19 protein-coding genes are annotated in these 20,029 nt (G+C 62.6%); 12 read left to right on the plus strand and 7 right to left on the minus strand.

The genetic code is table 11. The features are described from left to right. Positions 1-26 precede the first annotated feature (26 nt). Entirely contained in the window at positions 27-1,337 is a 1,311-nt protein-coding gene (gene argA / locus CD932_RS04120) for an amino-acid N-acetyltransferase (protein WP_065310349.1), read from the plus strand. Positions 1,338-1,386: 49 nt separating this feature from the next. Here the strand turns inward: argA and kdsB are convergent, their stop codons facing one another. Together kdsB and kdsA are read right to left on the minus strand one after the other, a co-directional pair. Next, positions 1,387-2,691, minus strand: a complete 1,305-nt coding sequence (gene kdsB / locus CD932_RS04125; protein ID WP_094441514.1) for a 3-deoxy-manno-octulosonate cytidylyltransferase — start codon at positions 2,689-2,691, stop codon at positions 1,387-1,389. Continuing rightward, positions 2,691-3,536 carry a 3-deoxy-8-phosphooctulonate synthase gene (kdsA, locus tag CD932_RS04130; RefSeq protein WP_094441515.1) on the minus strand — a complete coding sequence of 282 codons (846 nt, stop codon included), beginning with the start codon at positions 3,534-3,536 and terminating at the stop codon, positions 2,691-2,693. The genes kdsB and kdsA overlap by 1 nt, the downstream gene beginning before the upstream one ends. A 228-nt stretch (positions 3,537-3,764) precedes the next feature. Here kdsA and CD932_RS04135 point away from each other — a divergent pair, with 228 nt between their 5' ends. Together CD932_RS04135 and CD932_RS04140 are read left to right on the plus strand one after the other, a co-directional pair. Then, on the plus strand, positions 3,765-4,037 hold the full coding sequence (locus tag CD932_RS04135; RefSeq protein ID WP_094441516.1) for an oxidative damage protection protein: 273 nt from the start codon (positions 3,765-3,767) through the stop codon (positions 4,035-4,037). Positions 4,038-4,227: 190 nt separating this feature from the next. Further along, positions 4,228-4,749: a DUF6622 family protein gene (locus CD932_RS04140; RefSeq protein ID WP_094441517.1), complete on the plus strand. Its 522-nt coding sequence runs from the start codon at positions 4,228-4,230 to the stop codon at positions 4,747-4,749. 25 nt (positions 4,750-4,774) lie between these two features. On the opposite strand, the gene rpiA is transcribed toward CD932_RS04140, so the two are convergent. Further along, a complete protein-coding gene (gene rpiA / locus CD932_RS04145; RefSeq protein WP_094441518.1) occupies positions 4,775-5,452 on the minus strand; it encodes a ribose-5-phosphate isomerase RpiA in 678 nt (225 codons plus the stop codon). Between the two features lie 202 nt (positions 5,453-5,654). Here rpiA and CD932_RS04150 point away from each other — a divergent pair, with 202 nt between their 5' ends. From CD932_RS04150 to CD932_RS04160, 3 genes are read left to right on the plus strand one after another with little or no spacing between them, the layout of a single operon-like run. Further along, positions 5,655-6,023 (plus strand): response regulator, encoded by a 369-nt coding sequence (locus CD932_RS04150; protein ID WP_094441519.1) that lies wholly within the window; start codon positions 5,655-5,657, stop codon positions 6,021-6,023. Between the two features lie 2 nt (positions 6,024-6,025). After that, positions 6,026-6,649 carry a chemotaxis protein CheC gene (locus CD932_RS04155; RefSeq protein WP_094441520.1) on the plus strand — a complete coding sequence of 208 codons (624 nt, stop codon included), beginning with the start codon at positions 6,026-6,028 and terminating at the stop codon, positions 6,647-6,649. A gap of 5 nt (positions 6,650-6,654) precedes the next feature. Further along, positions 6,655-7,638, plus strand: coding sequence for a diguanylate cyclase (locus CD932_RS04160; protein ID WP_094443449.1), 984 nt, complete (start codon positions 6,655-6,657; stop codon positions 7,636-7,638). A 22-nt stretch (positions 7,639-7,660) separates the two neighbouring features. Here CD932_RS04160 and CD932_RS04165 read toward each other — a convergent pair whose 3' ends face one another. The 3 genes from CD932_RS04165 to edd all read right to left on the minus strand — a co-directional run bounded on the left by CD932_RS04165 (position 7,661) and on the right by edd (position 10,829). After that, positions 7,661-8,200: a type IV secretion protein Rhs gene (locus CD932_RS04165; RefSeq protein WP_141213178.1), complete on the minus strand. Its 540-nt coding sequence runs from the start codon at positions 8,198-8,200 to the stop codon at positions 7,661-7,663. Positions 8,201-8,283: 83 nt separating this feature from the next. Next, complete coding sequence (gene eda, locus CD932_RS04170) at positions 8,284-8,913, minus strand: bifunctional 4-hydroxy-2-oxoglutarate aldolase/2-dehydro-3-deoxy-phosphogluconate aldolase (RefSeq protein ID WP_094441522.1); 630 nt, start codon at positions 8,911-8,913, stop codon at positions 8,284-8,286. 2 nt (positions 8,914-8,915) lie between these two features. Next, the gene (gene edd / locus CD932_RS04175) at positions 8,916-10,829 is read right to left on the minus strand and encodes a phosphogluconate dehydratase (RefSeq protein ID WP_094441523.1); all 1,914 of its coding nucleotides are present in this window, start codon (positions 10,827-10,829) and stop codon (positions 8,916-8,918) included. A gap of 327 nt (positions 10,830-11,156) precedes the next feature. Here edd and pgi point away from each other — a divergent pair, with 327 nt between their 5' ends. Together pgi and CD932_RS04185 are read left to right on the plus strand one after the other, a co-directional pair. Further along, positions 11,157-12,809 (plus strand): glucose-6-phosphate isomerase, encoded by a 1,653-nt coding sequence (pgi, locus tag CD932_RS04180; protein ID WP_094441524.1) that lies wholly within the window; start codon positions 11,157-11,159, stop codon positions 12,807-12,809. A gap of 13 nt (positions 12,810-12,822) precedes the next feature. Continuing rightward, positions 12,823-13,719 carry an SMP-30/gluconolactonase/LRE family protein gene (locus CD932_RS04185; RefSeq protein WP_094441525.1) on the plus strand — a complete coding sequence of 299 codons (897 nt, stop codon included), beginning with the start codon at positions 12,823-12,825 and terminating at the stop codon, positions 13,717-13,719. 92 nt (positions 13,720-13,811) lie between these two features. On the opposite strand, the gene CD932_RS04190 is transcribed toward CD932_RS04185, so the two are convergent. Then, positions 13,812-14,765, minus strand: a complete 954-nt coding sequence (locus CD932_RS04190) for a chemotaxis protein (protein ID WP_094443450.1) — start codon at positions 14,763-14,765, stop codon at positions 13,812-13,814. 544 nt (positions 14,766-15,309) lie between these two features. On the opposite strand from CD932_RS04190, the gene zwf reads away from it, so the two are divergent. The 4 genes from zwf (at position 15,310) to CD932_RS04210 (ending at position 19,947) form a co-directional block, all read left to right on the plus strand. After that, positions 15,310-16,782, plus strand: a complete 1,473-nt coding sequence (gene zwf / locus CD932_RS04195) for a glucose-6-phosphate dehydrogenase (RefSeq protein WP_094441526.1) — start codon at positions 15,310-15,312, stop codon at positions 16,780-16,782. Positions 16,783-16,891: 109 nt separating this feature from the next. Continuing rightward, the gene (locus CD932_RS04200) at positions 16,892-17,746 is read left to right on the plus strand and encodes an SIS domain-containing protein (protein WP_094441527.1); all 855 of its coding nucleotides are present in this window, start codon (positions 16,892-16,894) and stop codon (positions 17,744-17,746) included. Positions 17,747-17,792: 46 nt separating this feature from the next. Continuing rightward, entirely contained in the window at positions 17,793-18,728 is a 936-nt protein-coding gene (gene tal / locus CD932_RS04205; RefSeq protein ID WP_094441528.1) for a transaldolase, read from the plus strand. Positions 18,729-18,858: 130 nt separating this feature from the next. Next, entirely contained in the window at positions 18,859-19,947 is a 1,089-nt protein-coding gene (locus CD932_RS04210; protein WP_094441529.1) for a patatin-like phospholipase family protein, read from the plus strand. Positions 19,948-20,029 lie beyond the last annotated feature (82 nt).

A 20,029-nucleotide genomic window follows, 5' to 3' on the forward strand; every position in this document is an offset into this window, starting at 1 on the left:
TCGCGCAGCGAATTATAATGCGCTTAATGGAAAACCCTACCCAATTCGTCCAATGGCTGCGCTCCGTCGCGCCCTACATCCACGCCTTTCGCGGCAAGACCTTCGTGGTCGCCTTCCCCGGTGAACTCGTCAGCGCCGGGGCGCTGCAGGTACTGGCCCATGACTTGTCTCTGCTGCATGCGCTCGATATCAATGTGACCGTGGTCTACGGCTCGCGTCCGCAGGTGGCCGAACAACTGGCGCTGCGTAACGTCGAAGGCCGTTTTCACAACGGCGTACGGATTACCGACATCGCCGCGCTCGAGTGCGCGAAAGAAGCGGCCGGCGAATTGCGCCTCGATATCGAGGCCGCCTTCAGCCAGGGCTTGCCCAATACGCCGATGTCGAACGCGGCGATCCGTATTATTTCCGGCAACTTCATCACGGCGCGTCCGCTGGGCGTGATCGATGGCGTGGACCTGGAACTGACCGGCATCACGCGCAAGGTCGACGCCGAAACCATCCACTCCATCCTCGGCTCCGACGGCCTGGTGCTGCTGTCGCCGCTGGGCTTTTCGCCGACCGGCGAAGCGTTCAACCTGACCATGGAAGACGTGGCGTGCAGCGCGGCCATCGCCCTGCATGCCGACAAACTGATCTTCATTACCGAAACGCCGATGATGGCCGACGCCACCGGCGTGGAAATTCGCGAGCTGTCCTCGCACCAGGCCGAAGCCGTGCTGATGGCGGGCTTTTTGCCGGACGCCACCGCCTTCTACCTGAAACACTGCGTCAAGGCCTGCCACAACGGCGTGGACCGCTCGCACATCGTGCCGTTCACCATGGACGGCTCGGCCCTGCTGGAATTATTTACCCACGATGGCGTGGGCACCATGATCAGCCATGAAAACCTGGAAAGCCTGCGCCAGGCCACCATCGAAGACGTGGGCGGCATCATCAAGCTGATCGAACCGATGGAAGCGGACGGCACCCTGGTCAAACGCGGCCGCGAGCTGATCGAACGCGAAATCGATTATTTCTCCGTCATCGAGCACGATGGCGTGATCTTCGGCTGCGCCGCGCTGTACCCGTTCCCGGCCGAGAAAATGGCCGAAATGGCCTGCCTGATCGTCAACCCGGAAGTGCAGACCCAGGGCGACGGCGAGCGCATCCTGAAGCACATGGAAAACCGCGCGCGCGCCGCCGGTCTGACCAAGCTGTTCGTGCTGACCACGCGTACCTCGCACTGGTTCAAGAAACGCGGCTTTTTGCCGGCCACCGTCGACGATTTGCCGAAGGACCGCCAGCATATGTATAACTGGCAGCGCAAATCGCAGGTGCTGATCAAGACCTTGTAAATACCATCAACAAAAACGGCCGCCATGCATTGCACATGGCGGCCGTTTTTTATTGGGCCACCCTGCCCATCACGGTGGAAAAACCTTCGGCCGAACCGAAGACATGCTCCTTGCCCTGGGCGACCAGGATGGCGTCGGCCAGTTCGCGGAACGCGCCCTTGCCGCCTTCCTTGACCAGCACGGCGCTGGCGCGCGCCTGCACATAGACGGGGGCGTCGGCCACCGCATACGACAGGCCGCAGGCGGCAAACGCGGGCAGGTCGATGCTGTCGTCGCCGATGCAGACGGTCTCATTGACGCCGGCACCGGCTTGCTCCATCAGCGCGCGGCAGGCGGCGTGCTTGTCCTTCACGCCGAACTGGTACAGGGTGATGCCCAGGTCGGCCACGCGCTTGCGCAGGGTGGGCGAATCGCGGCCGGATAGTACCGCCACGCGCACGCCGTTTTCTTCCAGCAGGCGCATGCCCAGGCCGTCGCGCACATGGAAGCGCTTCAGGCATTCGCCGGTGGCGTCATAGTAAATGCCGCCGTCGGTCAGCACGCCGTCGACGTCGGTAATCACCAGTTTGATATCAGCCAAGGTCGCAGCCAAGGTCGGCAAGGACGCCGGCAGCTCGCCTGCCATCAGCGCCCTCACGCGCGCCAGGCACTCGGGCGTATCGACGCCGGGGCCGGAAGGCGCCACCTCGAAGGCGCGGATGCGCAGGCCGGCCGCCAGCAAGCGCAACTGCTCGAGCTTTTCGGCCTGCTCCAGCATCGCTGCCGGCAGTTTTGAATACGCGGCCAGCACCTCGCGCCGGTAGGCATACACGCCCACATGTTTCAAATACTGCGCCGGCGCCTCGTCGCGCGCAAAGGGAATCGCCGCGCGGCTGAAATACAGGGCGTCGCCATTGGCCGCCAGCACCACCTTGACGGTATTCGGATTGCGCGCTTCCACAGCATCGATGGCATGGTACAAGGTGCCGACCTGCACCGCGCTGTCAACGCGCATGCCGTCGGCCAGCAAGGCGATGTCGCCCGGGCGCACCAAAGGCTCGTCGCCCTGCAGGTTGATATAGATGTCGGCGTCCACCGTTTGCATCACCTCAACCAGGCGGTCGGTGCCGGACGGATGCTCAGGCAAGGTCATCACGCAACGCCCGCCAAAGCCGCGCACGGCGTCGGCCACGCGCAGGTCGTCGGTGGCCACCACCACCGTATCGACACCAGGCACTTGCAGCGCCCGTTCGTACACATGCTGCACCATCGGCTTGCCGAGGATCTCAAGCAGCGGTTTGCCTCGCAGGCGGGTCGAGGCGTAGCGGGCCGGAATGACAATGGCCAGGCGCGGTGTCAATTTACCGTTTTCCATTAATTGATATTCAGTGCAGGGAAGGATTTCACCAGGTCGTCCAGCGCTTTCAATTGCGTCAGGAACGGTTCCAGTTTATCGAGCGGCAAGGCGCTCGGGCCGTCGCAGCGCGCGTTATCGGGATCGGGATGGGCTTCCAGGAACAGGCCGGCAATGCCGACGGCCAGGCCGGCGCGGGCCAGGTCCGCCACTTGCTGGCGCCGGCCACCGGAAGCGGCGCCGCCGGGGTCGCGCTGCTGCAGGGCGTGGGTAACGTCGAAAATGATGGGCAGATCGTTGCAGGTCTGTTTCATCACGCCAAAGCCCAGCATGTCGACCACCAGGTTGTCGTAGCCAAGGCAGGTGCCGCGGTCGCACAGGATCAGCTGCTCATTGCCCGCTTCCTTGAACTTTTCCACGATATTGGCCATCTGGCCGGGGCTCAAAAACTGCGGCTTCTTGATATTGATCACCTTGCCGGTCTTCGCCAGGGCCACCACCAGGTCGGTCTGGCGCGCCAGGAAGGCGGGCAGTTGCAACACGTCGACCACTTCGGCGACCTGCTGCGCCTGCCATGGTTCATGCACGTCCGTAATGATCGGCACGCCAAACGCGGCTTTCACGTCCTGGAAGATGCGCATGCCCTCTTCCAGGCCCGGGCCACGGTAGGAATGGATCGACGAGCGGTTGGCCTTGTCGAAGCTGGCCTTGAAAATATACGGGATGCCCAGTTTTTGCGTGACGCGCACATATTCTTCGCAGGCGCGCAGGGCCAGGTCGCGCGATTCGAGCACATTGATGCCGCCAAACAGCACAAACTTGCCTTCATTGCTGACGCTGATGTCGTTGACTTTGACTGAGACCATAGGGGAATCCATTCTTGTTGGGCGGGCAGGCCGCGTGGTTGATGCGATACTGGCGCAAGAGCGCACTTGCGCGACAACACATCTTACTAGCTGGGGCGGCGCAGATCAAATTTGATCTGGCGCAAGAGCGAACCACAAGCGGCGCGGCCAGCCAGCCATGCCAGCCGGTAGCGCCGCGCAAAGTGCCTTATAATCACGCTTTATCTTTACACCGATTCAGGAGCACAGATGGCCCGCACTATCCATTGCGTCAAACTCAACAAAGAAGCCGAAGGACTGGACTTGCCGCCGTACCCGGGCGAACTGGGCAAGAAAATTTACGAATCGGTCTCGAAAGAAGCCTGGGCCGCCTGGCTCAAGCACCAGACCATGCTGGTCAATGAAAACCGTCTGAACCTGGCCGACGCGCGCGCCCGCAAATACCTGGCCACGCAGATGGAAAAGCACTTCTTCGGCGACGGCGCCGACGCCGCCATGGGTTACGTGCCGCCAACAGAATAAGTTGTATGCCCGTGACGGCGTCACGGGCAGTTTCATTTCTCGGTTTCATTTCTCAGTTTCACGCCACAGTTTCACGCCACCTCAAGCCGTTTCACGGCATCCCTCCTCTGTTTCGTCGCAGTGCGCTCGCCGCCGTCGCCGCTGGCAGGCACAGTACGTCCATCGACAACGACTTTTCAAGGCGCACACCATGCAACAGCTCTTCAGCCACACCCCCCTCTACGTCTGGGCCATCCTGGCGTTTCTCGTGTATCGCGGCGTGCTGGCCAGCCGCGCCCGTGAAGTGAGCTTGCGCAAGCTGTGCATCATTCCGCTGGTGATGCTGGCGCTGTCGCTGTCCGGCGTGCATGGCAGTTTCGGCTTCGACGGCATGGCGCCCTACGCCTGGACGGCGGGCGCCCTGGCCGGCGGCCTTCTCGCCTGGAGCATGACCAAGCCGCGCCAGTTGCTGGCCTTGCCGCAACAGGGCAGCGTACGGGTGGCCGGCAGCTGGCTGCCATTGGCGCTGATGCTGGCGATCTTTTGCATGAAATATGCGGTAGCGGTCAGCCTGGCGATGCATCCCGCTTATGCCCATGCCACCGGTTTCGTGCTGACCGTCTGCCTGCTGTATGGCGTCTTCAGCGGCCTCTTTCTGGGCGGTTTGCTGCGCACGCTGGCTGTGTATCGCCAGGCACAAATGACTGGCGGCCCACACGGGGCCGCCATCTGAAACAACGGTGCCGAGGATCAGTACATCAGTAGATCAAGGTACGCACGCCTTCAGGCGTACCGAGCAAACACACATTGGCGCCGCGTGCGGCGAACAAGCCCACGGCAATCACGCCGACGATCTGGTTGATCTGCTGCTCCAGCGCCACCGGATCGACAATCTTCAAGCCCAGCACGTCGATGATCTCGCCGCCGTTGTCGGTAATAAAGGCTTCATCGCTGCCGGGCTTCAGACGCAAGCGCGGCGTGCCGCCCAGTGCGGCCAGCTGGCGCGAGACGGCGGCGCGCGCCATCGGCACCACTTCCACCGGCAGCGGGAAGGCGCCCAGGGTCTCGACCAGCTTGGAGCCGTCGGCGATGCAGACGAACTGTTTCGCCACCGACGCCACGATCTTCTCGCGCGTCAACGCCGCGCCGCCGCCCTTGATCATGGCGCCGCTGGCCGTGATTTCGTCGGCGCCGTCGATATACACGGCGATTTCGCTCACATCGTTCAGGTCGAACACGGCGATGCCGTGGCTGGCCAGGCGCGCGGCGGTCGCTTCGGACGAGGCGACCGCGCCCTTGATGCTGTCCTTGATACTGGCCAGTTCATCGATAAAAAAGTTGGCGGTAGAGCCGGTACCGACACCGATGATTTCGCCTTTCACGACATAATCAATGGCGGTACGGGCTACGGCTTGTTTCAATTCGTCTTGGGTCATGGCAGGCAGGGTAAAGTGGGAATGGCGCTATTTTACTGGATCGCCGGACCGGCAAACATGGTCAAGGGCGACGCAGCAACTGACTGCGGGTGGAAGTCCTTGCATTTTTCGTCCTGGGGCAATTCGCATGGCGAATTATCAGGTGCTGCGGCAATCTATGCGAAAATGTCACATTGACAGAGATGACGCCTCAGGAATACAAATGGATCACAGTAAACAGGTACTGGTTGTCGATGACAGCCGCGTTTCACGTTTGATGGCGCATCAATTTATTCTCAGCAAACATGCCACCTGGCAGATCACTGAAGCGGCCACGGGCGAGGAAGCGCTGGAGAAAGTCAAGGCGCTGAACCCCTACCTGATCCTGCTGGACGTGAATATGCCGGGCATGGGCGGCGTGGCCACCGCCGAGCAGTTGCGCGCCCTGTATCCGCAGACCCATATCTTCCTGGTCACGGCCAATGTGCAAAACGCCATCCGCAACCGCGCCAGCGAACTGAAAGTAGGCTTCATGGAAAAGCCGATCACGGAAACGCGCATCCACCAGCTGATCGATACGCTGGAAGCCTGAACATGGTCAACCTGTCCGAACTGGAAAACGACGCGCTGATCGAAATCTTCAATATCGGCGTGGGTCACGCTGCGGCCTCCATGAGCGAGATCGTCAACGAAGAAGTCTCCATGTCGGTGCCATCGATTACCTTCCTGAACCGTGCCGACGCGGCGGACCTGCTGGGCAACAAGCGCGACGGCGACCGCATTTGCGGCGTCAGCCAGCATTACGATGGGGCGTTTGCCACCGAAGCCATCTTGATGTTTCCCGAAGATAAAAGCCTGGAAATCGTGCGCCTGATGGTGGGCGACGCCGTCCCGCTGCAGGAACTGACGGAAATGGAACAGGAGGCGATGTGCGAAATCGGCAACATCATCCTCAATTCCTGCGTGGGGACGCTGGCCAACCTGTTCGACAGCCAATTGCACGGCTCCCTGCCCATCTACCACGTGGGCACCAGCGCAGAAATCCTGTCCGTCTTCGGCGACCAGGGCGATGACGTGGTGCTGATGCTGCATATCGACTTCGTGCTGGCCAAGCACCAGATCCACGGCTATGTCGCCTTCGTGCTGAACCTGTCCGCCTTGCACGACCTGAAAGAACAGGTCAGCCGCTACCTGGCCAAGGTGTTTGGACCGGCGTGAGCACCATGCCCCAAACCTTGCACCGCTTGAGCCTGCTCGAAAGCATTATCGGCGCCGTCAACCTGGGCGCTATCGTGCTCGACGACAACCGCAGCATCTTGCTGTGGAACCGCTGGCTGGAGCGCCATTCGGGATGGCAGGCCGACACCGTGCTGGGCCGCGATTTCTTCGAGGTGTTCCCCGAACTGCAGCACAAGCGCATCGAGTCGGCCATCACCCAGGCCCTGCGCGACAACTTCCAGTCGCTGCTGTCGCAGTCGCTGCACAAGGCGCCGTTCCCGCTGTACCAGCAGGCGGCGGCGGGCAGCGAGCGGCGCGAACGCATGCAGCAGGCGGTGGCGGTCACACCGATCAGCCTGCCCGGCACGCCGCGCCACTGCCTGATCCAGATCACCGACGTCACCATCGCCGTGGGCCGCGAAAAACTGCTGCGCGAGCAGACCATGGTGCTGCGCTCGCAAACCTTTTCGGACGGTCTGACCGGTGTCGCCAACCGCCGTCATTTCGATGTGGCGATCGACAAGGAAATGCGGCGCGCCAGGCGCAGCGGCAGCCCGCTGTCGCTGCTGATGATCGATATCGACCATTTCAAGGACTATAACGACCAGTACGGCCACCAGCAAGGCGACACTTGCCTCAAGCAAGTAGCCGGCGCGCTGGCCGCCATGCTAAACCGTTCCGGCGATGTGCTGGCCCGCTACGGCGGCGAGGAGTTCGCCGCCATCCTGCCCGATACCGAACTGTCCAAGGCGCTGGGCCTGGCCGAGGCGATCCGCAAGGGCGTGCGCGCGCTGGCGATCGACAATGGCCAGCAGGACGGCGCGCCGCGCCCGATCACCATCAGTATCGGCGTGGCCTCCCACAGCGCTGGCGCGCCGCTGGAGATGGGCCAATTGATCGGCGCCGCCGACCGCGCGCTGTACCGCGCCAAGGACGGCGGGCGCAATCAGGTCATCAGCAACGATTCTCCGCCGACACCGCCGGCCTGACTATCTGGCTTGCAAGGTGGGATCACCTTGCAAGCCAGCGCCCCGGCAGCAAAGCAGGGTTGCCGGGCGACTGCAAGAAGCCACCGAGTACCTCGCGCAAAAAAGGCAGCCTGGCCGTCATCGACGCCAGGCCCAGTTCGGTGGCGCCGAAATAGTGAGACACCAGTTCGGCCTGCTGTTCCATGTTGTAGCTGGCCAGCGTCGTGCCCCGCACGCTGCTGTCGTAGCGGTAGGCGCGCTGGCGCCAATAGCCGCCGGACAGCGCCAGCAGCAAGCCATGCCAGAGGCAGTTGTAGCCCAGCTGCCACTGCCACACATGCACCATTTCATGAATGAAGAACAGCTTGCCGCTGGCGTTCTCGCGTGAAAAATCGTCGCGGTACTGGGGCGCCATGAAATACAGGCTGCCGCGCGGCGTCATGGCCGTGTTCTGGTCCTGCAGATTGAAGGGAAGGAAGGAGCCGCACACCACGCGCACGCGCGTGTAGTCGATGGCGCCCTGAAAGACGCTGCGCGCCATGGCGGTTTCACCAGCGCTCAAGGGACGGCGAAAATCTGGCATGGGCATCAGCAAATGCGAAAGCGCGGCAAGCCGGACGGCTTGCCGCGAGGGTAAAACTTAAGCCGAGCGCCTAGGCGGAGCGCCTAGGCGGAGCGCAAACCGCTGGCTGCCTTGGCGATTTCCGTGATGCGCTCCCAGTTGCCGGCCGCGATCGCGTCTTTCGGCGTGAGCCACGAGCCGCCCACGCAGGCAACGTTTTTCAGCGCCAGGAACTGCGACGCCGTTTCCTGCGAAATGCCGCCGGTCGGGCAGAACGTCACGTCCGGCAGCGGGCCGTAGATGGCGTTCAACATGCCGATGCCGCCGGCTGGCACGGCCGGGAACAGTTTCAGTTGCAAGAAGCCGTTTTCACGCGCCGCCATCACCTCACCCGGGGTCATTACGCCAGGCAACAGCGGCAGGCCGCTGCTTTTTGCGGCGGCCACCAGCGCGCCAGTCAAACCAGGCGAGACGCCGAACACGGCGCCGGCGTCACGCGCGGCGGCGAATTCCTCGGGACGGGTCAGGGTGCCGACGCCGACGATGGCGCCCGGCACTTCGGACATGGCGCGGATCGCCTCCAGGCCGTGTTTGGTGCGCAAGGTAACTTCCAGCACGCGGATGCCGCCCGCCACCAGCGCGCGGGCCAGCGGTACGGCGTGTTCAGGGTCGTCGATCGCAATCACGGGGATCACGCTCGAGGTGCGCATAATTTCCAGGAGTGTCATGGTCATGTTTATTTCCTTGCCAAAAAGTCTTCATCGGAGCCCGGCACAGTATCGCCGACATTCTCGCCTTCGTGCAAGGGCACGGTGGTGGGAATCGGCGACGGCAGGCCGAACGTGGTGGCGCCCTCTTCCGCCGCGCTGACGGTGGAGCGGAACATCGAAAACAATTCGCGGCCCATGCCGATATGGCTGGACGACAAATCAGCGGTGACCAGCGAACGCGCATGCCAGACGTCGGCCGGCACCAGCGCTTCGAGCACGCCAGTAAAAGCATCGAGACGGATGACGTCGCCGTCGCGCACCAGGCCCAGCGGACCGCCGGCCAGGATTTCAGGCGACACGTGAATGGCCGAAGGCACCTTGCCCGACGCGCCCGACATGCGGCCATCGGTGACCAGCGCCACATGGCGGCCGGCATCCTGCAGATTGGCCAGCGCCGGCGTGAGCGCATGCAGTTCCGGCATGCCGTTGGCGCGCGGGCCCTGGAAACGCAGCACGGCGACGAAATCGCGGTCCAGCGTGCCGGCCTTGTAGGCGGCCATGAAATCTTCCTGCGAATTGAACACCAGGGCAGGCGCTTCGACGGTGCGGTGCTCGGGCTTGACGGCCGACACCTTCATCACCGCGCGGCCTAGGTTACCGGCCACCAGCACCATGCCGCCGTCCGGCGCGAACGGGTTCGAGGCCGGACGCAGCACGCTCTCGTCGGCGCTGGCGGCCGCTGCATCTTTCCAGAATACCTTGCCGTCTTCGCCCAGGAACGGCTCGGTACAGTGGGCGCGCAGGCCGTGGCCGAGGATGGTGTTGACATCGTCGTGCAACAGGCCGGCGTCCAGCAGTTCGCGGATCAGATACCCGGTGCCGCCGGCCGCATGGAAATGGTTGACGTCCGCTTCGCCATTCGGATAGATGCGCGTCAGCAGCGGCACGATGGACGACAGTTCATTGAAGTCGTTCCAGTCGATCACGATGCCGGCCGCCTTGGCGATCGCCACCAGGTGCAGGGTGTGATTGGTCGAACCGCCGGTGGCGAGCAAGCCGACCACGGCGTTGACGATACATTTCTCGTCGACGATATGGCCGACCGGCAAGTAATTGCTGCCTTGCGCCGTGATCACGGCGGCGCGCTGGGCCGCAGCGGCCGTCAGCGCATCGCGCAGCGGCGTGTTCGGCGTGATGAAGGCGGCGCCAGGCAGGTGCAGGCCCATCACTTCCATCAGCATCTGGTTGCTGTTGGCAGTACCGTAAAAAGTACAGGTGCCGGCGCCGTGGTAGGCTTTCGATTCGCCTTCGAGCAAGTCTTCACGCGTCGCCTTGCCTTGCGCATACAGCTGGCGGATCTTGGCTTTGTCCTTGTTCGACAGGCCCGAGGTCATCGGGCCGGCCGGCACGAACACGGCCGGCAAGTGGCCGAAGTGCAGCGCGCCGATCAACAGGCCCGGCACGATCTTGTCGCACACGCCCAGGTACAGCGCGGCGTCGAACATATTGTGCGACAGCGCCACGGCGGTCGACATGGCAATCGCGTCGCGCGAGAACAGCGACAACTCCATGCCGGGCTGGCCTTGCGTCACGCCATCACACATGGCCGGCACGCCGCCGGCAAACTGCGCCACGGCGCCCACTTCGCGCACGGACTCCTTGATGATTTGCGGAAAGCGCTCAAACGGCTGGTGCGCCGACAACATGTCGTTGTACGACGAGACGATGGCCACCGACGGCTTTTTGTATTCTTTCAGTGCCAGTTTGTCATTGGCGGGAAAGGCGGCAAAGCCGTGCGCCAGGTTGGTACAGGCCAGCGCGCCGCGCTGCACGCCCTGGATGCGGGCGGCATCGAGGTGCGACAGATAGGCGCCGCGCGATGGCCGGCTGCGCGCGATAATGCGCGCTGTTACGGATTCGACTACTGGATGCAGCGCCATGATGGATTCCTTAAAAAGTATTTTGTGAAATTTTACTACAAAATGGTGAGGCAGAAGCACTCTTGCTGGGGCCAACACCATAAATAAACCACATTTTTTCCGCTTTTCAATGCTTGCATGCCAGGTACCAGCTTGGCGAAAATCCTGCCTCCATTGCCTGATTCAATGGCTGTTCATGCTGAAAACCACATGATGGCGCCTGGTCTTTGATACAAACTGTAGTGAATTTACTTTTTTCTGATGTATTATTCTCATATCACCGTCGGCAGCGCCCATCGCGGGTGCGCCGCACGCCTTATAACCGAGACCAGTATCCAGCCGACCGCCATGTCCACTCCCGCCCTCACTACCCTGACCAGTTTCCAGCAATTGCAGTCCCACAGCGCCACGGTGCGCGATGTGCACCTGCGCGCATTGTTTGCCGACAATCCGCAGCGTTTTGCGCAGATGACCATCGACGCGGCCGGCCTGATGCTCGATTACTCGAAGAACCGGGTCGATGCGACCAGCATGGCCTTGCTGATCGACCTGGCCCGCGAACGCGGCGTGGAAGCGCAGCGCGAAGCGATGTTTACTGGCGAGAAAATCAATCTTACCGAACATCGGGCGGTTCTGCACACGGCATTGCGTGCGCCGCGCGGCACCAGGCTGGTAGTCGACGGCCAGGATATCGACGCCGACGTGCACGATGTCTTGCAGCGCGTGAAAGCGTTTACCGACAAGGTGCGCAACGGCAGCTGGCTGGGCTACACCGGCAAGCCGATTTCCGACGTCGTCAATATCGGCATCGGCGGCTCCGACCTGGGGCCGAAAATGGCCTGCCTGGCGCTGCGCTCCTACGCCAACCCGGGCCTGGAAATGCATTTCGTGTCGAACGTCGACGGCCACGACATGGAAGCGACGCTGTCGAAAGTCGATCCCGAAACCACCTTGTTCATCGTGGCCTCGAAAACCTTCGTGACGGCCGAAACCATGCTCAACGCCAACACGGCGCGCGCCTGGTTGCTGCTGGAAGCGCAAGAAAAGGATCTGGCGAAACACTTCGTGGCGGTATCGACCAATGCGGCGGCCATCGTCGAGTTCGGTATCGATCCGGCCAACATGTTCCCGTTCTGGGACTGGGTCGGTGGCCGTTACTCGGTCTGGTCGTCGATCGGCCTGGCCGTGGCGCTGGCCGTCGGCTTCGAATACTTCAGCGATTTCCTGGCCGGCGCGCATGCGATGGACCAACATTTCCGTGAAGCACCGCTCGAACAGAACATGCCGGTGGTGCTGGCCATGGTCGGCTTCTGGAACCGCCAGTTCCTCGATTGCGGCTCCGTTTCCATCGCGCCGTATCACCAGGACCTCTCCCGCTTTGCGGCCTATCTGCAACAGCTGGACATGGAAAGCAATGGCAAGCGCGTCACCAGGGACGGCCAGCCCGTCGGCGTGCCGACCGGGCCCGTCATCTGGGGCGATTGCGGCACCAATGCCCAGCACGCCTACTTCCAGCTGCTGCATCAGGGCACCGACATCACGCCGATCGACTTTATCGCCGCCTTGCGCGCCACGCACGACCTGCCGGGCCACCACGACGCCCTGCTGGCCAACTGCTTCGCCCAGTCGGAAGCATTCATGACCGGCAAGACGGGCGAGGAAGTGCGCGCGGACCTGCAGGCGCAAGGCTTGCCAGTTGAACAGATCGAAGCGCTGGTGCCGCACAAGACCTTCCCCGGCAACCGCCCCAGCAACACCATTCTGATGGACCAGCTGACACCCTCGACGCTGGGCGCGCTGATCGCCCTGTACGAGCACAAGACGTTTGTCCAGGGCGTGCTGTGGAACGTCAACAGTTTTGACCAGTGGGGCGTGGAACTGGGCAAGGTACTGGCCAGGAAAATCGAGTCGGAACTGACGGGCGAGGCCCAGCCGGAACTGCACGACTGCTCGACCAATGGCCTGATTGCCCTGGCGCGCGCCGCCAAAGCCGCCTACTAAACAAAAGAGATCAATGAATATTTACGAAATCAAGGTCGTCAGCGAACAAGCCATGCAGGTGGGCGAATGCCCGCTGTGGCACCCGAAGGAACAGGCGCTGTACTGGGTCGATATCGACGGGCGCGCCGTGCACCGGCTGCATCCGGACAGCGGCAAGCAGACGCAATGGGAGATGCCGAGCGAACCGTCGGCGCTGGCCATCAACGCCGGCGGCGGCCTGATCGTGGCGCTGCGCAGCGGCTTTGCACACCTCGACACCAGGACCGGCAGCCTGGCGCACATCGCGCCGGCGCCGTTCGACATGGCCACCACCCGCTTCAACGACGGCAAGGTCGATCCCGCAGGGCGTTTCTGGGTCGGCACGATCTTCGAGCCGCGCAATGCGGATGCGGCGGAAATGTTTGTGCTGGAAAAAGGCAAGGTGCGCAGAATCTGGTCGGGCGGCATGACGGTCTCGAATGGCCTGGGGTTTTCTCCCGACCAGCACACCATGTACCACGCGGACACCACCACCCACCGCATCGACCGTTTCGATTTCGACGCGGCCACCGGCGCCCTTTCCGCAGCGCAACCGTTCCAGCGCTTTTCCACCGATAAAAAGGCAGCGGACTATGGCGGGCGCCCCGACGGCGCGGCCGTCGACAGCGAAGGCAATTACTGGTCGGCCATGTTCGAAGGCGGCAAGATCCTGCGCTTCGCGCCCGATGGCCAACTGCTCGGTGACATCACGGTGCCGGCACGCTGCCCCACCATGGTCACCTTCGGCGGCGCCGACCTGCGCACCCTGTATATCACCACCGCCAGCCACAACCGGTCAAAAGAAGAGATCGCCGAATACCCGCTGACGGGGCATGTGCTGTCGGTCAGGGTCGATGTGGCGGGGCAGCCGGAAACGGCTTACCAGGCGTAACTGCCGGGGTCAGACCCTCAATGCCGCTAACGCAAAATTCATTGCTAACGGGCGAGGGGGTCTGACCCCAGCCTTTGGAAGTTGGGTTGAAATTACCGCGCCAACACCCTGCGGATCGTGTCGGCCAATTCGGCGGCCACGAACTTGGCCACATAACCATCGGCGCCCACGCCCTTGACGTGGTCTTCGTTGGTCGAGCCCGTCAGCGACGAGTGAATCACGACCGGAATGGTGGCGAAGCGGCCGTCGTTCTTGATATTGCGGGTCAGGGTGAAGCCGTCCATTTCCGGCATTTCCAGGTCGGTCAGCACCAGCGCAACCTTGTCTTTTGCCGTCTTGCCTTCGGTCGCCGCCTGTGCGGAGATCGCCTGCAGACGCTCCCACGCTTCCTTGCCGGTCTTGGTCATGATGAAGGGCACGCCCATCGCTTCGAGGCCCTTTTCGATCAGGGAACGGGCCAGCGAGGAATCGTCGGCGGCCAGGATCACCGCGCCAGGCGGCAGGCGCACCAGCGGGCCGATGCTGCCCTTGTCGACGTCCGGGTCGCCCGATGGCAGCACATTGCGCAGGATCTGCTCGACGTCCAGCACTTGCGCCAGGCGCGTCTTGTCGGTATCGCCGTCGAGGCGGGCGATGCTGGTGACCAGGCCGCCGCCGACGCTCGATTCGGCCGACAACACCTGGTTCCATTCCAAACGCACGATTTCATCGACCTCTTCCACAGCAAAAGCCTGCGTCGAACGGGCAAATTCCGTCACCATCAGGATCTTCAGGCCACTGCTCTTGCAGCCGACCGCCATCGGCAAGTCGATCACGGGCACGATCTGGCCACGGATATTGACCACACCCAACATGTGCGGATGGGAACCGGCAACGGCCGTGATGGCCGGCATTTCCATGATCTCGCGCACCTTGAATACATTGATGCCGAACAGTTCGCGGCTGGTCGAATGGTCGCTGGTGCCGAGCTTGAACAGGAACAGCTCAAATTTGTTATTGCCTGTCAGGCTGGTGCGCTCATCGATCTCTTGCATTGAATTCATTATTTCCCCTTGAGCCGTCTTGTTGTCCGTGATTGAAGTCCCCTTGCCGCGCGCTTTCATGACTGAAGGCGTGGTACGGTAGTGTCGGAAGGCGGATTCGGGGCATGGCCGACGCTACAGCGCAGTATTTCGTCGCCAACATGGTAGCCAGCGTTTTATGCCGATTATACGGTCAATTTATTTCTTTAAAGTTACTTAAATTAGTTCAAGGGCTTTACGGCGGCTTTTCTTGTCGGTGTTGTTGCTACAGCGCAAATCCACACCGTTGCGGGCGAAAATTTCCCCGGCAATCATGGCCTTCCTGGAATCCATGATGCTGTGGCAAGTGCAGCGCACCGGCCTATAATGCGATAGTGGCGGCATGAAACACAATGTAGTAAAATTTCTTGCAATTGCCAGTTCTACGTAGTAAATTTACACCATGAATTTACAGTAGCATCAACTGCGGTACCACGCGGCGCTACAAGCGCGACGCTGCGCCACAGCGCTGCCAGCGATCAGCACCCTCCCGGCTCCGGCTCCTTTACTTTTGCGACGACATCATATTATGGCTCTTACCGATTTTGACCTGGTCCTGTTTGGCGGCAGCGGCGATTTAGCCATGCGTAAATTACTGCCTGCAATGTATGCGCGCGATGTCGCGAACGACCTGCCTTTGACTTCGCGCATCATCTGCGTCGGCCGCCAGGACAGCGGCCAGGACGCCTTCCTGAAAATGGTGGAAACCAATGCGCGCCCGCACATCAAGGCCAGCACGCTCAACGCGGCCACCTGGAGCAAGTTCTGCGCGCGTATCGTCTATGTGTCGCTCAACGCCAGCGACGCCAAGACCTATGCGCCGCTGGTCGAGGCGCTGCGCGGCGACGCCAACCTGACGCGCGTGTACTACCTGGCCACGCCGCCGCACCTGTTCGCCCTGATTTGCGACAACCTGGAAGACAACGGCCTGGTCACCCCAACTTCGCGCGTGGTGCTGGAAAAACCGCTGGGCCGCGACCTGGCCAGCGCCAAGCAGATCAATGCCGAAGTGGGCAAGGTGTTCCAGGAATCGCAGATCTACCGCATCGACCACTACCTGGGCAAGGAAACCGTGCAGAACCTGATGGCGCTGCGCTTCGGCAATATCCTGTTCGAGCCGCTGTGGCGCCGTGAATGGATTTCCGACGTGCAGATCACCATCGCCGAAAAACTCGGCGTGGGCAACCGCATGGGCTACTACGACACCTCGGGCGCGCTGCGCGACATGCTGCAGAACCACTTGCTGCAACTGCTGTGCATCGTCGCCATGGAGCCGCCGACCTCGATCGCACCGGACGCCGTGCGCGATGAAAAACTGCAAGTGCTGCGCTCGCTGAAAAAATTCACGCCGACCACCCTGGCACAAAACATCGTGCGCGGCCAGTACCGCGCCGGCCATGTCGACGGCGCCAACGTGCCGAGCTACCGCGACGAGCCCGATGCGCCCGAGCATTCGCGCACCGAGACGTTTGTCGCGCTGAAAGCGGAAATCGACACCTGGCGCTGGGCCGGCGTGCCGTTCTACCTGCGCACCGGCAAGCGCATGGCCGACAGCCTGGCCGAAATCGTCGTGCGCTTCAAGCAGATCCCGCACTCGATCTTCAACCAGCCGACGTCGAGCTTCCAGCCGAACTGCCTGGTGATCCGCCTGCAGCCCGACGAAGGTTTGCGCATGAATTTGATGGCGAAAACCCCGGGTGACGGCATGCGCCTGAAACCGGCCGAACTGGAACTCGATTTCCGCGAATCGTTCAAGACCCCCCGCATGGACGCCTACGAGCGATTGCTGCTCGACGTCCTGCGCGGCCAGCTGACCCTGTTCATGCGCGGCGACGAACTGGAAGCGGCCTGGGAATGGGTCGAACCGATCCTCGACAACTGGGAACAGAACGACAGCGCACCGATCCCGTACACGGCCGGTACCTGGGGCCCGGCGGCGGCCAGCGCGCTGATCGGACGCGATGGCTTGCAGTGGCGTGAAGAAGCGCTCCCAGAGGACTAAGAATGGAGCGCAAGGAGCCTGGCCTTGCAAGGCCAGGCCGTTACGCAGGCGCGGAGTAGTACTCCGCGAAACCCCTGCTTCACCGTTGCCAGAAATAAAAGATTAATTAATGCTACTCGATTCCATCCGCACCCAGCTCGACTCGCTCTCCAAGTCGGAGAAAAAAGTCGCGCTGGCGGTGCTGGAACAACCGAACCAGACGGTCAGCCAGAACATCACCGCGCTGGCGAAAAACGCGCAGGTGTCGGAGCCGACCGTGGTGCGTTTCTGCCGCACCCTCGGTTATGACGGCTGGCATGAGTTCAAGCTGCGCCTGGCGCAGGGCCTGGCGCTGGCCATGCCGGGCGCTAACGAGCAGCCGGCGCAGGACGACCTGGCGGCAGACCTGGTCAATAAAATCTGCAGCCGTTCGATCAACACCTTGCTCGACCTGCGCAACAACCTGAACCCGGAAGCGATACAGCGCGCGCTCGATATTTTGTCGCGCGCCAGCAAGATCGAATTCTATGGCCAGGGCACCTCCGGCATCGTGGCGGCCGACGCCCAGCACAAGTTCTTCCGCTCGGGCGTGCCGACGGTGGCCTACAGCGACCCGAATATCCACAGCATCGCCGCAGCCCTGCTGCGCGGCGGCGACGCACTGGTCGCCATCTCGCAGCGCGGCAACAGCCCGGCCCTGGTGCGCTCGGTCAAACTGGCGCGCCGCGGCGGCGCCGACGTGATCGTGCTGGCGCCGTCAGGCACGCCGCTGGCGGACCTGGCTACCGTGCTGATCCCGATCGACCTGATCTTCAACACCGACCCCTACACGCCCATCTCGGCGCGCCTGGCCTACCTGGTGGTGATCGACGTGCTGGCAGTGGGCCTGGCCCTGCAGCGCGGGCCGGAGTTCCGCAAGAAGATGCAGAATGCGCAGAAGGCTTTGCAGGAATTCGACATGCAGTTTGATTCCTTTATCGGCTAGTCGGTACAATACCCCGGCAAGCCCCTTCCTTCTTTTGAGCGCAGCCATGAACCAATTAGAACAACTCAAACAATTCACTACCGTGGTGGCCGATACGGGCGACTTCCAGTCGATCCAGGCGTACACGCCGCGCGATGCGACCACCAATCCTTCGCTGATCCTCAAAGCCGTGCAAAAGGATGAGTACAAGCCGCTGCTGGAAAAGGCCGTGCGCGACCATCCGAACGCATCGCCCACCGAAATCATCGACCGGCTGCTGATCGCCTTTGGCGTGGAAATCCTGCAGACCATACCCGGGCGCGTGTCGACCGAAGTCGACGCCCGCCTGTCGTTCGATATCGATGGCACGGTGGCCAAGGGCCGCGACCTGGTGGCCCTGTATTCGAACGCCGGCATCGCGCGCGAACGCGTGCTGATCAAGATGGCCTCGACCTGGGAAGGCATCCGCGCCGCCGAGATCCTGGAAAAGGAAGGCATCCGCTGCAACATGACGCTGCTGTTCTCGCTGGCCCAGGCCATCGCCTGCGCCGAAGCGGGCGCGCAACTGATTTCACCATTCGTCGGCCGCATCTACGACTGGCACAAGAAGTCGACCGGCATCGACTACATGGGTGCGGAAGACCCGGGCGTGCAGTCGGTCAAGCGCATCTACAATTACTACCGCAAGTTCGGCTACACCACCGAAGTGATGGGCGCAAGTTTCCGCAATACCTCGCAAATCCTGGAACTGGCCGGCTGCGACCTGCTCACCATCAGCCCCGACCTGCTGCAAAAGCTGGCCGACAGCGACGCGCCGATACAACGCAAGCTGAGCGCCGAAGCGGCGCCGGGCGCCAGTATCGTCAAGATGTCGCTCGATGAAAAATCGTTCCGCTTCATGATGAATGAAGACGCGATGGCGACCGAAAAACTGGCCGAAGGCATCCGCGCCTTCTGCGTCGATACGGGCAAGCTGAAACAGCTGATCTCGGCGCTGCGCTAAGACCTGCCACCATCAGGAAAAGCGGCGTCCGTGCAGTGCACGGCGCCGCTTTTTTCATGGTGTGGCACACGCCTGATGCCATCTCTGGCGCTACAATGAAAAGCTGTTTACCAGTCACGAGCTGCACCCCATGTCGCCAAGCACGTCCGCCATCACCATCCGCCTGGGCCGCAGGGCCCGCGCCCGCATCGCCGAGCACGGCTTGCGCGCGCTTGACATCGCCATCGTGCCGGCCGCTGCCGGCGGGCCGAAGGGGTTGATCCTGCACCAGTTCGATTGCTGGCTGTTCGGCGATTTTTTGCCGCGCGCGCCGCGCCGGCGCCAGTTCATCGGCGCCTCGATCGGCGCCTGGCGCATGGCGGCGGCAACCTTTGCCGATCCGGTCGCCGCGCAGCGCCGCCTGGTGCGCCACTACGTGGGCCAGCGCTATCCCGACAAGCCGACGCCGGCCCACGTCAGCCGCACCTGCCGCGCCCTGCTCGACGCCATGCTGGACGGCCAGGATGCACAAGTGCTGCAACATGCGCAGCATAGCCTGGCGGTGCTGGCCGTGCGCGGACTCAAGGGCCTGGACCGGCCTGGTGTCTGGCGCGACCGGCGCGGCTTTTTGCTGGCCGCAGCCAGCAATGCCGTGGCGCGCGCGCGCCTGGCCGCCTCGCTTGAGCGCGTGGTGTTCCATGCGGGGCCGGACGGCGCGAGCTGGCTGCGCTCGCGCTTCGACGACTTCCACGCCCACTTCGTGCCGTTGGCACAGGACAATCTGCGCGACGCGCTGCTCGCCTCGGGCTCGATTCCGCTGGTACTCGATGCGGTGACCGACATCGCCGGTGCGCCGCCCGGGCGCTACTGGGACGGCGGCCTGGTCGACTACCATTTGCACCTGCCCTACCAGCGCGAGCCGGACCTGGTGCTGTATCCGCATTTTGCCGACTACATCGTGCCAGGATGGCTGGACAAGGCCATGCCCTGGCGCCGCGTGCGCGGCCAGGATGCGGCGCTCGACAACATGATCCTGGTATCGCCTTCGCCCGCCTTTGTCGCCAGCCTGCCCAACGGCAAGCTGCCGGACCGGCGCGACTTTCCCCATTACGGCCAGGACCATGCGGCGCGCATGCGCGACTGGCGCCGCGCCATCGCCGAAAGCGAGCGCATGGCCGCCGCCTTTGCGCGCTGGGCCGAGCGGCCGGACCTGCGCCAGGCGCTGGACCTGCACGCCTGAGCGAAAAACAACAAGCCCCCTGCGACCCACCGGGCCGCTGCGCATTTCGTACCGACAATCATTTTTGCATGGTAGGATTTAC

The sequence above is a fragment of the Janthinobacterium sp. PC23-8 genome (assembly GCF_002250505.1).
In the GTDB taxonomy this organism is placed as follows: Bacteria; Pseudomonadota; Gammaproteobacteria; order Burkholderiales; family Burkholderiaceae_D; genus Janthinobacterium.